The organism is Streptosporangium sp. NPDC050284, from assembly GCF_044459525.1.
Lineage (GTDB): Bacteria > Actinomycetota > Actinomycetes > Streptosporangiales > Streptosporangiaceae > Streptosporangium.
On sequence record NZ_JBITIZ010000002.1, the window covers coordinates 184952 to 202724 of the forward strand.

Annotated in this window: 18 protein-coding genes; 11 read left to right on the plus strand and 7 right to left on the minus strand. The window is 69.5% G+C overall.

Annotated elements, in window-relative coordinates; all coding sequences use genetic code 11:
* The first annotated feature begins 16 nt into the window (after positions 1-16).
* Entirely contained in the window at positions 17-1225 is a 1209-nt protein-coding gene (gene xseA, locus ACIBH4_RS05190) for an exodeoxyribonuclease VII large subunit (protein WP_350947960.1), read from the plus strand.
* Here xseA and ACIBH4_RS05195 read toward each other — a convergent pair.
* Positions 1203-1673, minus strand: coding sequence for a GNAT family N-acetyltransferase (locus ACIBH4_RS05195; protein WP_362509605.1), 471 nt, complete (start codon positions 1671-1673; stop codon positions 1203-1205). The two genes, xseA and ACIBH4_RS05195, sit on opposite strands and share 23 nt — an antisense overlap.
* Before the next feature lie 137 nt (positions 1674-1810).
* Here ACIBH4_RS05195 and ACIBH4_RS05200 point away from each other — a divergent pair, with 137 nt between their 5' ends.
* The 7 genes from ACIBH4_RS05200 (at position 1811) to ACIBH4_RS05230 (ending at position 8735) form a co-directional block, all read left to right on the plus strand.
* Entirely contained in the window at positions 1811-2041 is a 231-nt protein-coding gene (locus ACIBH4_RS05200) for an exodeoxyribonuclease VII small subunit (protein ID WP_350947962.1), read from the plus strand.
* Between the two features lie 214 nt (positions 2042-2255).
* Positions 2256-3041, plus strand: coding sequence for an SGNH/GDSL hydrolase family protein (locus ACIBH4_RS05205; RefSeq protein WP_362764072.1), 786 nt, complete (start codon positions 2256-2258; stop codon positions 3039-3041).
* 284 nt (positions 3042-3325) lie between these two features.
* Entirely contained in the window at positions 3326-4027 is a 702-nt protein-coding gene (locus ACIBH4_RS05210) for a response regulator transcription factor (RefSeq protein WP_362509598.1), read from the plus strand.
* Positions 4024-5484 (plus strand): ATP-binding protein, encoded by a 1461-nt coding sequence (locus ACIBH4_RS05215; protein WP_362764070.1) that lies wholly within the window; start codon positions 4024-4026, stop codon positions 5482-5484. The genes ACIBH4_RS05210 and ACIBH4_RS05215 overlap by 4 nt, the downstream gene beginning before the upstream one ends.
* A gap of 92 nt (positions 5485-5576) precedes the next feature.
* Positions 5577-6488 carry a polyphosphate polymerase domain-containing protein gene (locus ACIBH4_RS05220; protein WP_362764067.1) on the plus strand — a complete coding sequence of 304 codons (912 nt, stop codon included), beginning with the start codon at positions 5577-5579 and terminating at the stop codon, positions 6486-6488.
* Between the two features lie 6 nt (positions 6489-6494).
* Positions 6495-7172 carry a DUF4956 domain-containing protein gene (locus ACIBH4_RS05225; RefSeq protein ID WP_362509589.1) on the plus strand — a complete coding sequence of 226 codons (678 nt, stop codon included), beginning with the start codon at positions 6495-6497 and terminating at the stop codon, positions 7170-7172.
* 9 nt (positions 7173-7181) lie between these two features.
* A complete protein-coding gene (locus ACIBH4_RS05230) occupies positions 7182-8735 on the plus strand; it encodes a CotH kinase family protein (protein WP_362764064.1) in 1554 nt (517 codons plus the stop codon).
* Between the two features lie 210 nt (positions 8736-8945).
* Here the strand turns inward: ACIBH4_RS05230 and ACIBH4_RS05235 are convergent, their stop codons facing one another.
* Positions 8946-9479, minus strand: coding sequence for a DUF4245 domain-containing protein (locus ACIBH4_RS05235; RefSeq protein ID WP_362509583.1), 534 nt, complete (start codon positions 9477-9479; stop codon positions 8946-8948).
* A 38-nt stretch (positions 9480-9517) separates the two neighbouring features.
* Positions 9518-10123, minus strand: a complete 606-nt coding sequence (locus ACIBH4_RS05240) for a TetR/AcrR family transcriptional regulator (protein WP_362509580.1) — start codon at positions 10121-10123, stop codon at positions 9518-9520.
* Positions 10124-10204: 81 nt separating this feature from the next.
* Here ACIBH4_RS05240 and glpX point away from each other — a divergent pair, with 81 nt between their 5' ends.
* A complete protein-coding gene (glpX, locus tag ACIBH4_RS05245) occupies positions 10205-11239 on the plus strand; it encodes a class II fructose-bisphosphatase (protein ID WP_350947970.1) in 1035 nt (344 codons plus the stop codon).
* A 169-nt stretch (positions 11240-11408) separates the two neighbouring features.
* Here glpX and ACIBH4_RS05250 read toward each other — a convergent pair whose 3' ends face one another.
* A complete protein-coding gene (locus ACIBH4_RS05250; RefSeq protein ID WP_362509577.1) occupies positions 11409-12011 on the minus strand; it encodes a DUF1707 domain-containing protein in 603 nt (200 codons plus the stop codon).
* 183 nt (positions 12012-12194) lie between these two features.
* Here ACIBH4_RS05250 and ACIBH4_RS05255 point away from each other — a divergent pair, with 183 nt between their 5' ends.
* Complete coding sequence (locus ACIBH4_RS05255; RefSeq protein WP_362509574.1) at positions 12195-13400, plus strand: MFS transporter; 1206 nt, start codon at positions 12195-12197, stop codon at positions 13398-13400.
* Between the two features lie 81 nt (positions 13401-13481).
* Here the strand turns inward: ACIBH4_RS05255 and ACIBH4_RS05260 are convergent, their stop codons facing one another.
* Together ACIBH4_RS05260 and ACIBH4_RS05265 are read right to left on the minus strand one after the other, a co-directional pair.
* Positions 13482-14402, minus strand: a complete 921-nt coding sequence (locus ACIBH4_RS05260; protein WP_362509572.1) for a TIM barrel protein — start codon at positions 14400-14402, stop codon at positions 13482-13484.
* Between the two features lie 519 nt (positions 14403-14921).
* Positions 14922-16412, minus strand: a complete 1491-nt coding sequence (locus tag ACIBH4_RS05265; protein WP_362509569.1) for a PLP-dependent aminotransferase family protein — start codon at positions 16410-16412, stop codon at positions 14922-14924.
* A 67-nt stretch (positions 16413-16479) separates the two neighbouring features.
* Here ACIBH4_RS05265 and ACIBH4_RS05270 point away from each other — a divergent pair, with 67 nt between their 5' ends.
* Positions 16480-17430, plus strand: coding sequence for a DMT family transporter (locus tag ACIBH4_RS05270; RefSeq protein ID WP_362509566.1), 951 nt, complete (start codon positions 16480-16482; stop codon positions 17428-17430).
* Here the strand turns inward: ACIBH4_RS05270 and ACIBH4_RS05275 are convergent.
* Positions 17336-17689, minus strand: coding sequence for a hypothetical protein (locus tag ACIBH4_RS05275; protein WP_362509563.1), 354 nt, complete (start codon positions 17687-17689; stop codon positions 17336-17338). The genes ACIBH4_RS05270 and ACIBH4_RS05275 overlap by 95 nt on opposite strands.
* Positions 17690-17773: the final 84 nt, after the last annotated feature.

Here is a 17773-nt window from a genome sequence, read left to right on the forward strand (position 1 = left end):
GCGTAGGCTCCCGGCCATGAGCTCGAACACCACCCCTGAGCAGCCCCTACCGGTTCGCACGGTGTTGCAGATGGTCGGCGGCTGGATCGGCAAGCTCGGCACCGTCTGGGTCGAGGGGCAGATCACCGAGCTGACCGCCCGCGGCGGCACGGTGTTCCTGACGTTGCGCGACCCGGTGGCCAACGTGTCGGCCCGGATCACCTGCCCGCGCGGTGTCTACGAGGCGACCGTCCCCCGGCCGGTCGACGGCGCGAGGATCGTGGCCCACCTGAAGCCCGATTTCTGGGTCAACAAGGGCTCGTTCGCGTTCACCGCGCTGGAGATGCGGCCGGTCGGGGTGGGCGAGCTGCTGGCGCGGCTTGAGCGGCTGCGCCGACTGCTCGCCTCGGAGGGGCTTTTCGGCGTCGACAGGAAGCGGCGGCTGCCGTTCCTGCCGGGCACGGTCGGGCTGATCTGCGGTCGCGATTCGGCCGCCGAGCGCGACGTGCTGGAAAACTCTCGGCGCCGCTGGCCCGCCGTGCGGTTCAAGGTCGAGCCGGTGGCCGTGCAGGGGCCGTACGCGGTCGGTGAGGTCGTCGAGGCGCTGCGCAAGTTCGACGCCGACGCCGAGGTCGACGTCATCGTGGTCGCGCGGGGCGGCGGGTCGATGGAGGACCTGCTGCCCTTCTCCGACGAGGCTCTTGTGCGCGCGGTGGCGGCCTGCCGTACGCCCGTGGTGAGCGCGATCGGCCACGAGCAGGACAATCCGCTGCTCGACCTGGTCGCCGACGTGCGCGCGTCCACCCCGACGGACGCGGCGAAGAAGGTCGTGCCGGACGTCGGCGAGCAGATGACACTGATCCGCCAGCTCCGCGACCGGGGCCGCAGGGTGGCGGGCGGCTGGCTCGACCGCGAGACGGCCTGGCTCGCGGCGGCCCGCTCCCGCCCCTCTCTCGCCGACCCGGTGCGCGAGGTCGAACGTAGGGCCGAGCAGGCCGAGCAGCTCAGGGACCGGGCGAGGCGGTCCCTCACCGCCTCCCTGGACCGTGCCTCCGATTCGCTGGAGCACCTGCGCGCCCGCCTGGTCTCGCTGTCTCCCGCCGCCACGCTGGAACGCGGTTACGCGATCGTGCAGCGCCCCTCGGGCGAGGTCGTACGGCTCGCGAGCGAGGTCTCCCCCGGTGACGAGCTCACGGTGCGCTTCCCCGACGACCGGGTGCGGGTCAGGAGCGATCCCGCCAGGTGAGCGAGGGGTAGCCGTCGTCGACGAAGCCGAGCTGCCGGTAGAGGGGCTCGGCGTCGGAGGTCGCGTGCAGGTCGACCCTGCGGACTCCGCTGTCGCGGTACCACTCCAGGAGGGCTCCCATGATCGCCCGGCCGTGCCCCCTGCGCCGGTGGCGGGGGTCGGTGGTCATGCCCTGGACGTAGCCGTAGCGGCCGTCGGGAAGGCTGGGGCCGGGAAAGCGGTCGAAGATGAGGCCGATCCCGCAGGCCGCCAGCCCGTGGCCGGGGGAGTCCACCACGTAGACGGCGGTGTCGGAGCTGCCCAGCCGCTCCCGGAGGCTCTCGGCGTAGGCGCCCTGCCACTCCTCCTCGATGGGGAGGTGGCCGTCCATCGCCATCCGGTCGGCCAGGATCTCCCGGAGGCGCACCAGCTCGGGAATGTCGCCGACCGTCGCGTCACGAACGTTCACCTCGGCATTCTTCCAGCCGTACGGCACCGGCGAAGCGGGAGGGGAGCCCGCCGACGCCGATCAGCCCTCGCGAACCGACGGTGACTCCCGGCACGGCACGGCGTCACCGGATGGGCGCAACGATCTAAGGTGGGTCCGTGGCCGATGAGAAGAGACCGTCGTACGAGCAGGCGCGCGAGGAGCTGACCGAGGTGGTCCGCAGTCTTGAGGCGGGCGGGCTCACCCTGGAACAGTCGATCGAGCTCTGGGAGCGCGGCGAGAAGCTGGCCGCGATCTGCGAGGAGTGGCTCCAGGGGGCTCGGGTGAGGCTCGCGGCCGCGATGGCCCAGCGTCGGCAACCCGACCCGGCCGGGGAGACGCCCTTCTGAGTCCCCTTCGGCGAGCGGCCGATGTTGGACGAGTGGGGACGAATGGTTCCGGCGGCGTTCATCTAGAGTGGCCTGATCAATTTGGCCGTTTTTGGCGCTGGGACAGGGCCGCTCCCGCTTCTAAGGTAAGCCACATGGACATTCTCGTACTCGACCGGCGAGCGGGCGGCGCGTTGGGCAAGGTCGTCGCCGCTGTCACCCCTGAGGATCTCGGGTGAATCCCGTGAGGAGCTTCGTCGCGATCGGCGACAGTTTCACCGAGGGGGTCGGTGACCCGCTTCCCGACGGCACGTTCCGGGGATGGGCGGATCTCGTGGCGGCGGATCTCAGCTCGCCCGGCTTCGGCTACGCGAACCTGGCCATTCGGGGGCGCAGGTTCGACGAGGTCGCCGCGGAGCAGGTGGAGGCGGCGGTGGCGATGAACCCGTCGCTCATCAGCGTCGCGGCGGGCGGCAACGACGCGCTGCGGCGTGGTTTCGACGCGGCCGCGATGCACGACCGCTTCGACCGGGTGGTCGGCCGTCTGCGCGCGTCGGGCGCGGACGTGGTGCTCTTCCGGTTTCCCGACATGAGCGTGCGACTCCCCCTGCCCCGAGTGCTGCGACCCCGCATCATCGCGATGAACGACCTGGTCATGGAGGTGGCCGGGCGACGCGGGACCTACCTGGTCGACCTGTTCGGCGACCGGGCGTTCGACGGTCACGAACTGTGGAGCGAGGACCGCCTGCACCTCAACCCGCTGGGCCACCGCCGGGTCGCCGACCATGTCCTGGCCACGCTCGGCCGCACCGCCGCTCCTCCCCCCGCCGGCCTGCCTGGAAGCCGATCGGCGCCGCTCGCCGATCTCCGCTGGGCGGCGACACACCTCACCCCCTGGCTGCGCCGCCGCATGACGGGCCGTTCCTCAGGCGACGGGGTTCTTCCCAAACGTCCCGTCCTGACGGGCGGGTTCGAACACGCGTGGGATCGTGCCGGTGAGCGGGGCGACCTCGTCGAGTGAGGCGTCGTCGCCCACGACTCTCGATGACATCGACCAGTGCCCCCTCGTCGCCCTCGAACAGGGCGGTGTTGCGCTTGGCCCGCTGCCGGAGCCGGTCGCGCATGATCACCTCGAACCCGGGCGGCCCGTCGCCGCGCAGGAAGAGCGCGGAGACCTCCCGCTCGGCCAGGCAGCCCTCCAGACAGGTGCGGGCCCCGGCGATGAACAGCCTCACTGGACGGAGCCGTCTCTGCTCAACCTGACCCTTCTACCTTTTTCTCATAAAGGGTAGGTAGAACGATGCCGTGAACGAACACTCCGGCGCGAAGGTGCTGGTCGTCGACGACGAGCCGAACATTCGCGAGTTGCTGTCCGAGGCCCTGGAACTGAACGGCTTCTCCGTGCGGACCGCGGCGGATGGCCGCCGGGCGCTGGAGGCGGTGGCCCGAGAGCGGCCCGACATCGTCGTGCTGGACGTGATGATGCCCGGCCTGGATGGGTTCACAGTCGCGCGCAGGCTCCACGAAACCGGTGACAGCCCCATGCTGCTCTTTCTGACCGCCAAGGACGCGGTGTCCGACCGGATCGCAGGGCTGACCGCCGGTGGTGACGACTATGTGACCAAGCCTTTCAGCCTGGAAGAGGTGCTCCTGCGGCTGCGGGCGATCATGCGCAGGATGCGGCCCGCACAGGAGCAGGCCGACGACGGCGTGCTGCACTACGCCGACCTGGAACTCGACGAGCAGGCCCACACCGTACGGCGGGCGGGGCGGGCGATCCACCTGTCGCCGACGGAGTTCAGCCTGCTGCGCTACCTGATGATCAACGCCGAGCGGGTGGTCAGCAAGGCGCAGATCCTCGACCGTGTGTGGGACCACGCCTTCGACGGCGAGAGCAGGATCGTGGAGTCCTACATCAGTTACCTGCGGCGGAAGATCGACGCTGACGGCCCGCCACTGATCCACACGTTGCGTGGCGTCGGCTACCGGTTGCAGAGGTTCTCGTGAGACGGGCCTGGCCCCTGCGACATCGGCTGCTGGCCGCGCTGCTCGGTCTGTGCGCGGTCGGGCTGGCGACGTTCGCCACCGCGAGTGTGCTGCTACTGGAGCGTTCGTTGCTGTCCAAGGTGGACGCCCAGCTGACCGAGACGGTCATCGTCTTCGGCCGGCGTCCGCTCCCGCCTCCGCCTCCGCCATCGGTGGATGGGGGGCAGTCCGTTCAGATCCCCACCCAGTTCAAGATCGCCTTTTACCACCCTTCCGGGACCCTGCTGCGCAGTCTTCCCGCCGAGAACGGTGACGGACCGATCATCCCCAAAGCGGCGATATCCACCATCCCGCGAGGCCCCATCACCGTGCCCGCCACGGAGACGGGTCAGTGGCGGGTGCTGGTGAGGAGCCTGCCCGACGGCACCAGGCTGACCGTGTCGATGTCGCTGGAGCCCAACCAGGCGACCGTGCACCAGATCCTGGTCATCGAGGCGGCGGCGGGTAGCCTGGTGCTACTGCTGCTCGGCACGCTCGCCTTCGCCGTGGTACGGCTGGGCCTGCGCCCGCTGACCCGCATGGAACAGACCGCAGAGGCCATCGCAGGCGGAGACATCGACCGCAGGGTCGGCGACACCGACCCCGACACCGAGACAGGCCGTCTCGGTGGCGCGCTGAACACCATGCTGGAGCGCCTGGCCACCGCGCTACACGAGTCCGAGCGCTCCGAACGGCGACTGCGGCACTTCGTCGCCGACGCCTCCCATGAACTGCGCACCCCGCTCACCTCCATCAGGGGCTTCGCCGAGCTTTACCATCACGGCCAGGACGCCAGGGATCCGGCGGCCGAGCGGCTGCTGCGCAGAATCGAGGCCGAGGCCGAGCGCATGGGCGTCCTGGTGGAGGACATGCTGCTGCTGGCCAGGCTGGACCAGGAGCCCGCGCTGGAGCCCAGCGTCGTGGACCTGCACGTGCTGGCCGGAGACGTGGTGCACGCCGCTCGCGCCCGCGATCTCGAACGGCCGATCCGACTGATCATCTCCGACGGGCCGGTCTTCGTGCGCGGCGACGAGCGCCGCCTGCATCAGGTCATCGCCAATCTGGTCGGCAACGCCATCCAGCACACCTCTTCCGGCACCGAGATCAGCCTCACCGTCGCTCCACGAGCGGTTACCGGGGTCCTCACCCCCGGTGTCGTGCACGCCGGTACCGGACCCGCCCCCCACCGCGGAGCCGCACTACTCGAAGTGCGAGACGAGGGGCAGGGCATCGATCCCGAGCATCTGCCATACCTGTTCGACCGCTTCTACCGTGCCGATCCGGACCGCTCCCGTGACAGCGGCGGGACCGGGCTGGGCCTGGCCATAACCGCCGCGCTCGTGCAGGCGCACGACGGCCGGATCGAGGTGACCAGCACACCTGGCCGCGGCACCACCTTCCGCGTGCTTCTCCCGCTGGAGCAGCCCCAGGACAGCTGAACGTCCACAGGCAGTTCACCTTCTCGTCGGATGCGGTTCACACATTGTTCCCAGCTTGGTGCTGTCAGATGTGCGCTGACGAAAGGAGAAACATGCTGGCAAGATTCCGCAAACCAGCCATCTCCGTGGCTCGCGACAGCGATCGAAGCACATCCGGCACCGAACCAGCCGATGACCCAGCCGGTGATCAGGGTCACCGGCTGCGGGCACCGAGCAAGCTGCACGCCTTCAACCGGTACGAGATCAAGTACCTCGTGGCGGCCTCGGAGGCGGTCACGCTCAGGAAAGAGATCGAGCAGCGACTGGATCGCGACCGTCACAGCGGCCAGGAGGGGTACGGCATCTGGAGCGTCTACTACGACACCCGGCAGTTGCGCTTTTACTGGGAGAAGATCGAGGGGCTGAAGTTCCGCAGGAAGCTGCGGGTGCGCCACTACGGCGACCGGTTCACCCTGCGGGACGACACTCCGGTGTTCGTCGAGATCAAGCAGCGAGTCAACCGGGTCACGCAGAAGCGCCGGGTGAGCCTGCCCTACAGGGACGCGCTGCGCCTGTGTGACGGCCGGCAGATGGTCGAGCACGAGCCATCCCAGCGTGCGTTCCTGCAGGAGGTGCTCGACCTCTCCTTGCGTCTGGACCTGCGGGCTGTCGCGATGACCGGTTACACCCGGCACGCCTACGTGGGCCGCGACGCCGACGTAGGCCTGCGCGTCACCTTCGACAACCGCATCCGGGGCCGTGACCGCGACTTCCACCTGGGCGCCGACGCCGAGAACAGGCTCATCGTCCCCGCTCACATGTCCATCGTCGAGGTCAAGGCCAACGAGCGCGTGCCGTACTGGCTGACCGACCTGACCGCCAAACGGAACCTGCAGGTGGTCCGGGTCTCCAAGTACTGCCAGAGCGTGGAGGCGCATGGGCTCGCTCCCCGCTCGGTCTTTCACATTCCCGACCACGATCTCGATCTCGGCCGCCATCAGCCGACCGTTCTCTCGGAGGCATGACTCCCCATGGACTTCTCGTTCCAGGACCTGTCCGGCACGTTCAGCGTGGCCGACATCGCGATCGCGATGTCGCTGTCGTTCGTGCTCAGCGCGATGATCGGCTGGGTTTACCGGGCCACGCACCGCAACGTGTCCTACAGCCAGTCCTACGTGCAGACGCTGGTCATCCTGGGCATGCTGATCTCGCTGATCATGCTGGTCGTCGGCTCGAACATCGCCCGCGCCTTCGCCCTGGTCGGCGCGCTCTCGGTGGTGCGGTTCCGTAACGCCATCAAGGAGACGCGTGACGTCGGGTTCATCTTCCTCGTCATGGGCATCGGGATGGCCGTCGGTACCCGCTTCTACCTGCTGGCCATCGTCGCCGCCGTGGCGATCTCGCTGATCATCATGGTCATGCACCGGTTCAACTGGTTCCAGCTCAACGTACGGCGGCAGGTGGTCAAGGTGCAGGTTCCCACGGATGAGGACTACACCGCGGTCATCCAGGATGTGCTCATCCGGCACACCGAGGAGTTCGAACTGGTCAGCATGGAGTCGATCCGAGGTGGCGCGCTGACAGAGCTGATGTACACCGTGAAGATCAAAAAGGGCAGCGAGCCCGCCGATGTGATGGCCGCGCTGCGCGAGCGCAACCACGGCCAGTCGGTCACTGTCTTGACCGGGTACGACCAGAGCGACCTGTAAGGCGACACCATGGCGCAGTTCAAACATCGCATCCCGGTCAAACTCCGGCACAACTGGAAGCTGGTCGCGCTGTGCGCGGCGTTCCTGGCCCTGTGCTGGGGTGTGCTCGGCAGCGGGATGATCCGCCCGTACGTCACCGTCTCCCAGAGCGCCAAGGCTGAGACCGTCATCACGAACGTGACCGGCACCAAGGAGCTCTTCGACACCTCCGTGGCGCACGAGGTGAAGATCACCTTCACCGACGCGGCCTATGAGGACATGCTGAACGAGTACTTCAAGGACGGCGACAAGAAGTATGTCGAAGCCGATCTGACCATCGACGGCACCCGCATCCCCAGCGTGGGCATTCGGCTCAAGGGCAACTCCACTCTGGCCGGGCTGACCTGGAAGGGACAATCCAAGCAACGGAGCATGCCTGGCGGCGGGCAACGACGCGGAGGTATGCCAGAGGGGTTCCAACCACCCGAGGGGTTCCAACCACCCGAAGGCGGTGAGCCGAATGGCGACCAGCCCAGAGGTGGCGGGTTCGGCGCGTCTTTGAAGGGCGAGGAGCCTGAGAACCTGCCGTGGCTGATCAGCTTCGACGAGTTTGTGGAGGGCCGCCGCTACCAGGGGCACAACCAGGTGGCGGTACGGCCGGCCGCGATGGGCTCGACGACGATGCTGAACGAGGCACTGGGCATCGCACTGGTCGGTGCCTCCGGTGAGCCTACCCAGCGTTCCATCCACAGCGCCTTCACCGTTAACGGCCGCACCTCGACACCGCGCCTGATCGTGGAATACCTCGACGAGGGCTATGCGGAAAACCTCGGCGACGGTGTGCTGTACAAGTCGTTGGCCAGCGGCTCCTTCACTTACAAGGGCGAGGACCAGACCGGGTACACCAACGACTTCAAGCAGATCGACAAGGTCGGCGTCCAGGATCTGCAGCCGGTCATCGATCTGGTCAAATGGGTGAACGAGGCCTCCGACCCCGAATTCGCCTCAGACCTGGGCGAGCGTTTGGACGTGGAGTCGTTCGCCCGTTATCTGGTCCTGCAGAACCTCATGGTCAACTTCGACGACATGGCTGGGCCCGGACGCAACTACTACCTGTGGTACGACCTGGACACCAAGAAGTTCAAAGTCATCACCTGGGACCTCAACTTCGCCTTCAACGGTAACGCCAAGAGTGGTGTGAACGACACGATCTCGATGGGCGGCCGAGGACGCCCCCAGCAAGGCCAGCCGAACCAGAGTGCCACCCCACCCCAGAATGGCCGGCCGGAGCGTCCGCAAGGTCCAGAAGGCGGCGGCATGATGCGCTTGGGCCATCCTCTGAAGGAGAAGTTCCTCAAGAACGCCGCCTTCAAGAAGATCTACCAGGACCAGTATCGCGCTCTGTACACCGAACTGCTCGGCAACGGCACCGCATCCGGCCTGCTCGACGATCTCGTCACGTCCTACAAGCTGAACGAGAACGCCGACACCGCCAAGGCCGACACCGAGGCACAGAAGCTGCGCACGTTCCTGACCACCCGCACTCAGACACTGCGGTCCGACAAAGCGATCAGCGGCGGTTAGGGTTCTCGCGATCACGCGAGGGCCCTGAGGAGGGAGCTGGACCGAAGCCCGGAAGCGACCGCGGCCCAACCGTTCTCCGACAGACCGGTCTGCCGGAGAACCGTCCCCTCGCCCTTTCAGGAATCACACAGGTCATGTGCGTGACGATGATCACGCACATGATCGACCAAGGGCCGGTGCCGGTCACCTGACGATCACGTGACCGGCTCTCTAGGAGGTGTTCTTCGGCAGTTGTTTGAGGGACCCGGCCAGGGTGGACAGCTCGTCCCACGGGGCGGTGCCGGTGACGACGATCGTGACGTCCGGCAGGAACCGTACGAGGGAGCGCTGGTTCTTGTCCTCGCGGACGCGCTGTTCCCAGGTGACGCCGTTGATCTGGACGGTGCCGGTGACCGTGGAGGTGTTGGAGAGCCGGTTGGCGAACTCGGCCTCGGGCTTCTCGTCGCTCTGGGCGAGCATCGCGTGGAAGCGCTTCGCGGTGGCGAAGCCGAGCCTCCAGGTCGTGACGCCGTTCGCGTTCGTGTTCCTGGAGCTGTTCGGGACCCATCCGGCGGCGACGGGCTCGGGTGCCCACACCAGGAAGGGCGCCGTACGGCGCAGGTCGGCGAGGGCGATCGAGTAGTCGACCCTGGGGATGTGCTCGGTCCTGCTTTGCGGCGTGACCAGCAGGAACAGGCCGACGGCGGCCAGACAGACCGCCATCGCGAACACGTAGCCGTAGAAGCCCTGGGTGAACTTTCGCACGACTGTCGACACTATCCGTTCGGGTGGGTGGTCGGTCCTCAGGGGCGGTGGATCCGGGCGATGATGGTCAGCACGTCTTCGACGAGTGCCCGGGAGGCGTCCTCGTCGTCGGAGAGGGCGACTTCGGAGACGGCGGCGGCGAGCGCGCCGGTGAGGACGACGACCAACGCCCCCTCGTCGCCCTCGAACAGGGCGGCGTTGCGCTTGGCCCACTGCCGGAGCCGGTCGCGCATGATCACCTCGAACCCGGGCGGCCCGTCGCCGCGCAGGAAGAGCGCGGAGACCTCCCGTTCGGCCAGGCAACCCTCCAGGTAGGCGCGGGCCCCGGCGATGAACAGCCGCATCGGGTCGCTCTCGCCCTCCGCCCTGGCGTCCTGGACCGCCTGCTTGGTCCGCTGGGTCTGACGAGTCTGGAACTCCTCGAAGAGCGTGAGATAAAGATCGGCTTTACCGGAAAAATGATGGTAAAGACTTCCGACACTCGCTCCCGCGCGGGCGACGACGTCGGTGACCCCGGTCTCGGCGAAACCGCTTGTGACGAAGATCTCCCTCGCGGCGGACAGGAGCGCGACGCGCGTGGCGGCACCCCGCTCGGATGTCCGCGCACCCACGCCTTTCACCAGCCGTTCCGTGTCGCTGCTCATGGTGGGCACATTATCCTCCGCCGACCGGTCAGAGGGGGGCCAACTACGATCGTTGCATTGACACGAGAGGGGTTTCCCACCATGTCCGATGAGACGTCCGTTCCCGACGCCCTCGCCACGGGAGAACACGCACCCGATCGCAACCTCGCCTTGGAACTGGTCCGGGTCACGGAGGCGGCCGCGATGGCCGGTGCCCGCTGGGTCGGGCGAGGCGACAAGAACGGCGCCGACGGCGCCGCGGTGAACGCGATGCGCCAGTTGATCAACACGGTGTCCATGAGCGGTGTGGTGGTGATCGGCGAAGGTGAGAAGGACAACGCGCCGATGCTCTACAACGGCGAGCAGGTGGGTGACGGCAGTGGCGCGGCGTGCGACGTGGCCGTGGACCCGATCGACGGCACCCGGCTCACCGCGCTCGGCATGCCCAACGGCATCTCGGTGATCGCGGTCAGCGAGCGCGGCTCGATGTACGACCCCTCGGCCGTCTTCTACATGGACAAGCTGGTCACCGGCCCCGAGGCCGCCTCGTCGGTCGACATCAACGCGCCGGTGGCGGACAACATCGCCGCGGTGGCCCGCGCCAAGGGCGGCGTGCCCTCGGACGTGACCGTGGTCGTCCTCGACCGGCCCCGCCACGAAAAGATCATCCAGGAGATCCGGGAGGCCGGGGCCCGGATCAGGCTCATCACCGACGGTGACGTGGCCGGTGCGATCATGGCGGCCAGGGTCGGCACGGGCGTCGACCTGATGCTCGGCATCGGCGGCACCCCGGAGGGCATCATCGCCGCGTGCGCGCTCAAGTGCCTCGGCGGTGTCATCCAGGGCAGGCTCTGGCCGCAGGACGACGCCGAGCGCCGCCGGGCGCTGGACGCGGGCCTCGACCTCGACGCCACGCTGAGCACCGACGACCTGGTCAGGTCCGACGACGTGTTCTTCGCGGCCACCGGGATCACCGACGGCGAGCTGATGCAGGGCGTCCGCTACCGCGCGGGGAGGGCCATCACCAGCTCCCTGGTGATGCGCGGTCGTTCGGGGACGATACGGAAGATCGAGAGCGAGCACCAGCTCTGGAAGCTGCGGGCCTACAGCGCGATCAACTTCGACAGCGCCAGCTGAGAACCGGGCGCCGGAGCCGGGATTCCCCTTCGGCCGAGGAGCGCCCTCAGTGGGGCGCCCCTCGGCGGAGGGCTCCCGGTGAAGAGGGCGCGGCGGAAGAGCGATCGCGGCCGGCAAAAGGCCACGAAAGACCAGGAAAACCGCGTCGGCGGCTGATCCGGGAACGGTGTCAGCGGCGGAACCAGGAGCGGCGGGGACGCTTGGGAGACTTCGCCACGATGCTCCCCAGCGTGACGACGCCGGTGATCTCGATGACCGGCCCGTCGGGTGAGGCTGGAACCTGGTTCTTCTTGCCCCCCATGTACGACGAGGCGGGCATCTCGATCCGCACGCCCTCGGGGACGATCAGGGTGAGGGTGCCGCCCATCACGGTGACGTGCAGGGTCACGTGGCTGGACTGCAGCAGCGCGTCACACAGGTCGAGCTTGACGTTCGCGCAGATGGCGGTGGCCGTGAACCGGGTCGGCACCACCCATCGGCCGGAACGCTCCTCGGAGCCGAAGAACGCCGCCACCGGGCGGACGTCGGTGCGCAGCGGCTGCGCCTCGGGCGGGAGCAGGTCGGCGGTGAGCGCGGAGAGCTCTCCCAGCGTGCGGGCGCGGTAGAGGGTCTCGGTGCGCTCGTCGTACTCCGCGTGGTCGAGACGCCCGTCGGCGAGCGCGTCGGCCAGCACGGCGGCCACTCTCTCGCGGTCGACGTCTCCGGCTCTCAGGTCGGCGGGACGCGGCTGGGGACCGGTATGACGGACGGCGGGGGGACGGGGACTCTCCACCCTTCGACCATAATCCCTGTGGAGGCTCCGGCAGCGGTGCGAGTGCGCCGGCATGCCCGTGAGCCGGAACATCCGGCGCGACGGACCGGCGAAAACCGGTAGATCATCGGCCATTGACCGCCGGGTACCTCGCCCATACCCTGACGGAAACTTGAATCCCCCTCATGTTCCCCGGAGGTCGTCATGCCGACCCCACGTGACAGGCAGGCGCGCGTGGCGACCTGGGCGGCGTTCTTCGTCCAGGGGCTCTGCTTCGCCACCCTGCTCACCCATGTGATCGACCTCCAGCACAAGTTCGGGCTCAGCGACGGCGACCTCACCCTGGTCCTGCTGCTCGTACCGGTGATCGCCGGGGTCGGCAGCGCGGTCGCGGGTCTCCTCGCGAGCCGGTACGGCAGCGCCCCGGTTTTGCGGATCGCCCAGGTCGGCGTCTGCGCCACCGTGGTCCTGACGGGCTGGAACGAGCAGCTCGCCGGGCTGTACGCCCTCAGCGCCGCGTTCGGCCTGTTCGTCGGCGCGGTGGACGCGGCGATGAACATGCAGGCGGTCGCGGTCGAGCGCCGGTACGGCATGAGCGTGCTGACCGGTTTCCACGCGGTGTGGAGCATCGGCTCGATGCTGGGCGCGGGGTTCAACTCCGCCTTCAGCGCGCTCGGCGTCGAGCTGGGCTGGTCCTTCTCCGTCCCCGTGCTGATCGGCGCGGCGATCTCGATCGTCATGCTCCCCCGGCTCTACGGGCGGCAGGAGGAGAGGTCCGGTGAGCGGGCCGCGCACGTGACGGCCCGGGTGCCGTGGCGGCCGATCATCCCGCTCTGCCTGGCGATGGCGTTCCTGTACGTCGGTGACGCGGCGGTGTCCAACTACAGCACGGTCTACATGGAGAAGGCGCTGACGGCGAGCGGCTGGCTGGTGCCGTTCGCCTACCTCGTCTACCAGGCGACCATGCTGCTGGTGCGGGTCCCCGGCGACCTCGCCGTACGGAGGTACGGACCGGCGCCGGTGGTCCGCGTGGGCGCGGTGATCGCGGCCGTCGGCACGCTCGGAGTCGTCGTCGCGCCCGGCGTCGCGGTGGCCGTCGTGTCGTTCGGCCTGATCGGCGTCGGCCTGTCCGTCATCGCCCCGCAGTCGTTCTCGGCCGCGGGGCGGCTGGGCGCCGGGGCGGAGACCGCGATCGCGCGGGTCAACATGTTCAACTACGTCGGCTTCCTCGTCGGTGCCGCCGTGGTCGGAACGCTCAACGACCTGGTGAGCGTCCGGGTGGCGTTCGTACCGGCGGCCGTCCTGGTGGCCCTGATCGTGTTCCTCGCCAGGGGCTTCCAACCCGATCTGGAACCCTCGGACGACCGTGGCCCCGGGAGAGCCCCGCAGGAGCCCGCCGAACGGCCGTGACTCCGGTCCTGGTGATCAACCGGTCCGGCCGGGCGGCTCGCCGTCGCCTCCGGCCGCGCGAGGCTCGCCCGGATCTCGTCGTCAGCCCGGTCGGCCGCTCCCGTCGCCGGTGAGCTTCCTCAGGTACGCCAGGCTCTCGCGGACGTTCTCCCTGGGCGCGGCGGAACCGCCGGGCTCCCCGGGGCCACCGGGACCGTCCGAACCGTTTTTGGCGGGCTCCAGCACGATGTTCTGTTCCAGGACGTACCAGCCGCCGTACCCGGCCGCCGTCAGGCCGCCGACGACGGCGGGGAGGTCCACGTCGCCCCCGCCCAGCGGGCGGTAGAGGCCGTTTCTCACGGCCCGGGTGTGGGTCAGCTCGCCCGCCCTGACCCGCTCGGCCATCGCGGCGTCCACGTCTTTGAGGTGGACGTGCGCGATCCGTTCCGCGGCGTGGGAGACCAGTTCGGCGGGGTCGGTGCCGCCCGCGAGGAGATGGCCGGTGTCCAGGCACAGCGGCATCGAGCTGTCGTCGAGCACCCGCTGGACCTCCTCACGGTTCTCCACCACGCTTCCGATGTGCGGGTGCAGGGTGACGGTCCTGCCGAACTCCTTGGCGTTCTTGAGGATCCGGCGCAGGTTGCCGGTGAGGGTCTTCCAGGCGGTGGCGTCCAGCTCCGGCCTGGGGTCGCGGCTCTCGCCACCGGTGGAGGCGGCGAGCACGAGCACGTCCACCTCGCCGTCCATGAAGGCGCGCATCGCGGCCCGGACGATCGGGAGCGGGTCGTGGTCGGCCTCGTGCAGGACGACGGGGACGAACCCGCCCACCGCGCGCAGCCCGTACTCCGCGAGCAGGGAGCGGCAGTGCGTCGGCGAGGGCGGCAGGAACCCGGCGGGGCCGAGTTCGGTGGCCGTCAGGCCGAGCTCTCTCATCTCGGCGAGCACCTGAGAACGATCCGGCTGCCGCCCCCAGCCCGGGCCCTCGCAGGCCCCCCAGGAGATGGGTGCGCCGGCCGTTCTCACCGGGGCTCCTTCGGCGGCGGAGCCGGACTCTCTCACAGGATCGCCTCTTCTCACATAATCACCTCCGTGACGCGCACCGCACGCCCCTCGCGCCGGGAGAGTCCCGCGGCCTCGGCGAGGCAGGGCGCCGCGAGGGTGTCCTCGACAGTGCGGTGACTCTCCGCTTCCCCCCGGACCACGCCGGGAAACGCGCTAATCCTGCGGATTCCCGATGGTTCAACACGCATTGTGCCTTTCGGGGAAGAAAGCGGTTGATCCCCAGTTCTAGGCGAGGACTGGGAAGCCGTCAAGAATTTGTCAGGACATAAGGACGATCCATCGGACCGTACGCGACGTCCACCGGAAGGCGTATCCACAGGTGGAAGGCCTGATCGTGGGGCGACTCAGCGGCGCGGGGCATCCGCGGGGACGCGGATCGCGAGACGGCTCGGCGGATGCCCGCGAGGACACGGATCGTGACCGCCGACCTCGGTGTCACCGACGACCGGATTCCCACGAGGACACGGATCACGAGGTGACTCAGCGGCGCAGGGCGTCCGCGAGGGCACCGACCATCGCGTCGGCGCGGTGGACGGGCAGCCGGGCGAAGCCCATCACCAGTGCGGGCGGACCCGGGGCGTATCGCATCGGACCCACCGGCTCGGCCGCCAGCCCGCACTCCTGGGCCGTCTCCGCCACCACCGCCTCGTTCCAGTCACGCGGCAGCTCGGCGAGCAGGTGGAGCCCGGCGGAGACACCCCGCACGGTGATCTCGGGAAGGTGCTCGCCGAGGGCGAGCGTGAAGGCGTCGCGGCGGGCGCGGTACTCCCGGCGCATCCTTCTCAGGTGCCGGTCGTAGCCGCCGGTCGTGATGAAGTCGGCCAGGACGTACTGCTCCAGGACGGGCGATCCCAGGTCCAGCTCGCCACGGGCCAGTCGCAGCGATCCGGCGATCTCGGGCGGGGCCGCCACCCAGCCCAGGCGGAGGCCGGGGGCGAGGGACTTGCTGACGCTCCCGATCAGGATCACCCGGTCGGCGGCCAGCCCCTGCAGGCAGCCCACCGGGTCGCGGTCGAAGCGGAACTCCGCGTCGTAGTCGTCCTCCAGGATCGCCGCGCCGGTCGCGACGGCCCACTCGATCAGCTCGGCGCGGCGGCGGGGCGAGAGCACGACCCCCGTCGGGTACTGGTGCGCGGGGGTGAGCAGCACCGCCCGCGCCCCGGTCGCGGCCAGTGCCCCGACGTCGACGCCCTCGCCGTCCACCGGGACGGCGACCAGGTCGGCGCCGGCGGCGTGCAGCAGAGGGAGCTGGCGCGCGCCCGCCGGATCCTCGACCGCGAGCCGAATCCGGCCGGGGGACGGCACGGGGTTCGCGGCCCCCCGGACGAACCAGCCGAGGTCGTGGGGGGACCGGGCTTGGGGGAGCCTGCCCGCGAGCGCCTGGACGGTGAGGCTCATCCCCTGGGCCACCCCGCTCACGATCACCAGGTTGTCCGGGCTCACGTCGGCCGCCCTCACCCTCCCGAGATAGGCGGCCAGTTCCTCGCGCAGCGTCGGGACACCGCCCAGGTCGCCGTAGTTCAGGGCCTCCGCGGGCAGCGTGGCGAGCGTCCTCCTCATCGAGGCCAGCCACCGCTGTCTGGGGAACGCCCCCAGGTCGGGCGCGGTGGAACGGCGCCCGCGGTACGGCCCGCGACCGCTCTCCTCCCCGCGGGCGGTGCGTGCCTTCGCGCGCGGCCGGGCCGGCGGCGTCGGGGAGGGACCGTCGAGGGGCGCGGGACGGCTCGCGGCGGGTGCCACGGTGGTTCCCGCCCCGATCCTGGAGATCAGGAAACCCTCGGCGACGAGCTGCTCGTACGCCTCGACCACCACGCCGCGAGAGAGCCCGAGATCCCTCGCCAGCTCGCGGCTGGCGGGCAGCCTCGCCCCGGCCGCCAGCCGCCCGCGCCGCACCGCCTCGCGGAGTTCGCGGGCGATCTGGGCGGCGACACCGCCCGCCGCCCTGTCGACGACGATGTGCAGGTCGGCCAATTGGTCCTCTGTTTCACCGCTGGATTGGACCCGACAAGAGTGCCATTGACTTCCTAGCATTCCGCACATGAACGTGGATGTCAGTACCGCCGCCCGGCGGGGACGGCGCGGCCCGGTCGAGGCCGCGACGGCGATGTTCCTGGTGGGCACCCTGGCAGGGGTCTCAGGAGTGATCGGGGAGTACCCCGTCTACGGCGGCCAGGCCCTGCGCTACCTGCTCGCGGCCATGATCCTGCTCACCGTCGCCCGGCTCGCGGGGCTGCGGTTCGTCCGCCTCACCCCCCGCGAGACGGCGCTGCTGGCGGCGTTGTCCCTCACCGGTTTGGTGATCTTCAACGTGTGCGTGATCGAGGCCACCCGGCACGGCGGTCCGGCCCTGGTCGGGACCGTCCTCGGCACCGTACCGCTCGCGCTCGCCCTGCTCGGCGGGCGCCCCTCGCCCCGGCTCGTCGGGGCGGCGGCGGTGGTCGTCGCCGGGGCGACGGTGGCGACCGGGCTCGGCAGCGGCGACCTGACCGGGCTGCTCTGGTCGCTGGGCGCGCTGGGCTGCGAGGTCTGCTTCTCCCTGCTCGCCATCCCGCTGCTGCCGAAGCTGGGAGCGGTGCGCGTCTCGGCGTACTCGGTGACGCTGGCCGTGCCGATGCTGGTGGTCGCCGGGCTGCTCGTGGACGGCGCCGCGATGATCCGGGTGCCGACGGCGCCCGAACTCGCGGGTCTGGGCTACCAGTCGCTGATCGTGACGAGCGTGGCGTTCTTCCTCTGGTACGACGCCCTGCCCCGGCTCGGCCCGGCGACCGCGGGACTGTTCGCCGGGCTGATCCCGGTCGGCGCCATCGCCACCGGCGCGATCCTCGGCCTCGGCGCACCCTCGGCACCCGACCTGCTCGGCGCCGCGCTCGTCGTCGCCGGCATCGTCATCGGCCTCAGCTCAGCGGGCTCACCCGCTGCGGGGGTACGTCGGCCGGCCGGGACGGGGCGACCCGCTGCCGGGGAATCTCGACCTGTTGGGGCAGGCTGACCTGCCGCGCGGACTCGCCGACCTGCCGCAGGGGCAGGGTCGTCACCCGCTGCGAGGGCAGGCTCGCCGGCCCGGAGGCGGTGTCTGGCTTCTGCTGGGAGAGGGTGAGCGGAGGTTCCGGCCAGCTCACCGGCCACTGCGGAATGCGTCCGCCGGTCTCCTTGATGCTCGTCAGCGTGATCGCTATCAGTGACACGGTGAGACCGACCATCACGAAGAGGGCCACGATCACCAGCATGACTGTGTTTCCTATGGTCATTGTCCATCTCCCCGCTTCCGCCGGACGCTCGGTCCGGCTCCTTCCAGCCTCCTCTTCATTTCGGACAAATAGCCATAAAAGACG

Coding starts and splice junctions, on each gene's coding strand:
- ACIBH4_RS05240 (WP_362509580.1), bottom strand. CDS start 10,123: ATGAGCAGCGACACGGAACGGCTGGTGAAAGGCGTGGGTGCGCGGACA.
- xseA (WP_350947960.1), top strand. CDS start 17: ATGAGCTCGAACACCACCCCTGAGCAGCCCCTACCGGTTCGCACGGTG.
- ACIBH4_RS05230 (WP_362764064.1), top strand. CDS start 7,182: ATGGCGCAGTTCAAACATCGCATCCCGGTCAAACTCCGGCACAACTGG.
- ACIBH4_RS05270 (WP_362509566.1), top strand. CDS start 16,480: ATGAACGTGGATGTCAGTACCGCCGCCCGGCGGGGACGGCGCGGCCCG.
- ACIBH4_RS05220 (WP_362764067.1), top strand. CDS start 5,577: ATGCTGGCAAGATTCCGCAAACCAGCCATCTCCGTGGCTCGCGACAGC.
- ACIBH4_RS05225 (WP_362509589.1), top strand. CDS start 6,495: ATGGACTTCTCGTTCCAGGACCTGTCCGGCACGTTCAGCGTGGCCGAC.
- ACIBH4_RS05275 (WP_362509563.1), bottom strand. CDS start 17,689: ATGACCATAGGAAACACAGTCATGCTGGTGATCGTGGCCCTCTTCGTG.
- ACIBH4_RS05255 (WP_362509574.1), top strand. CDS start 12,195: ATGCCGACCCCACGTGACAGGCAGGCGCGCGTGGCGACCTGGGCGGCG.
- glpX (WP_350947970.1), top strand. CDS start 10,205: ATGTCCGATGAGACGTCCGTTCCCGACGCCCTCGCCACGGGAGAACAC.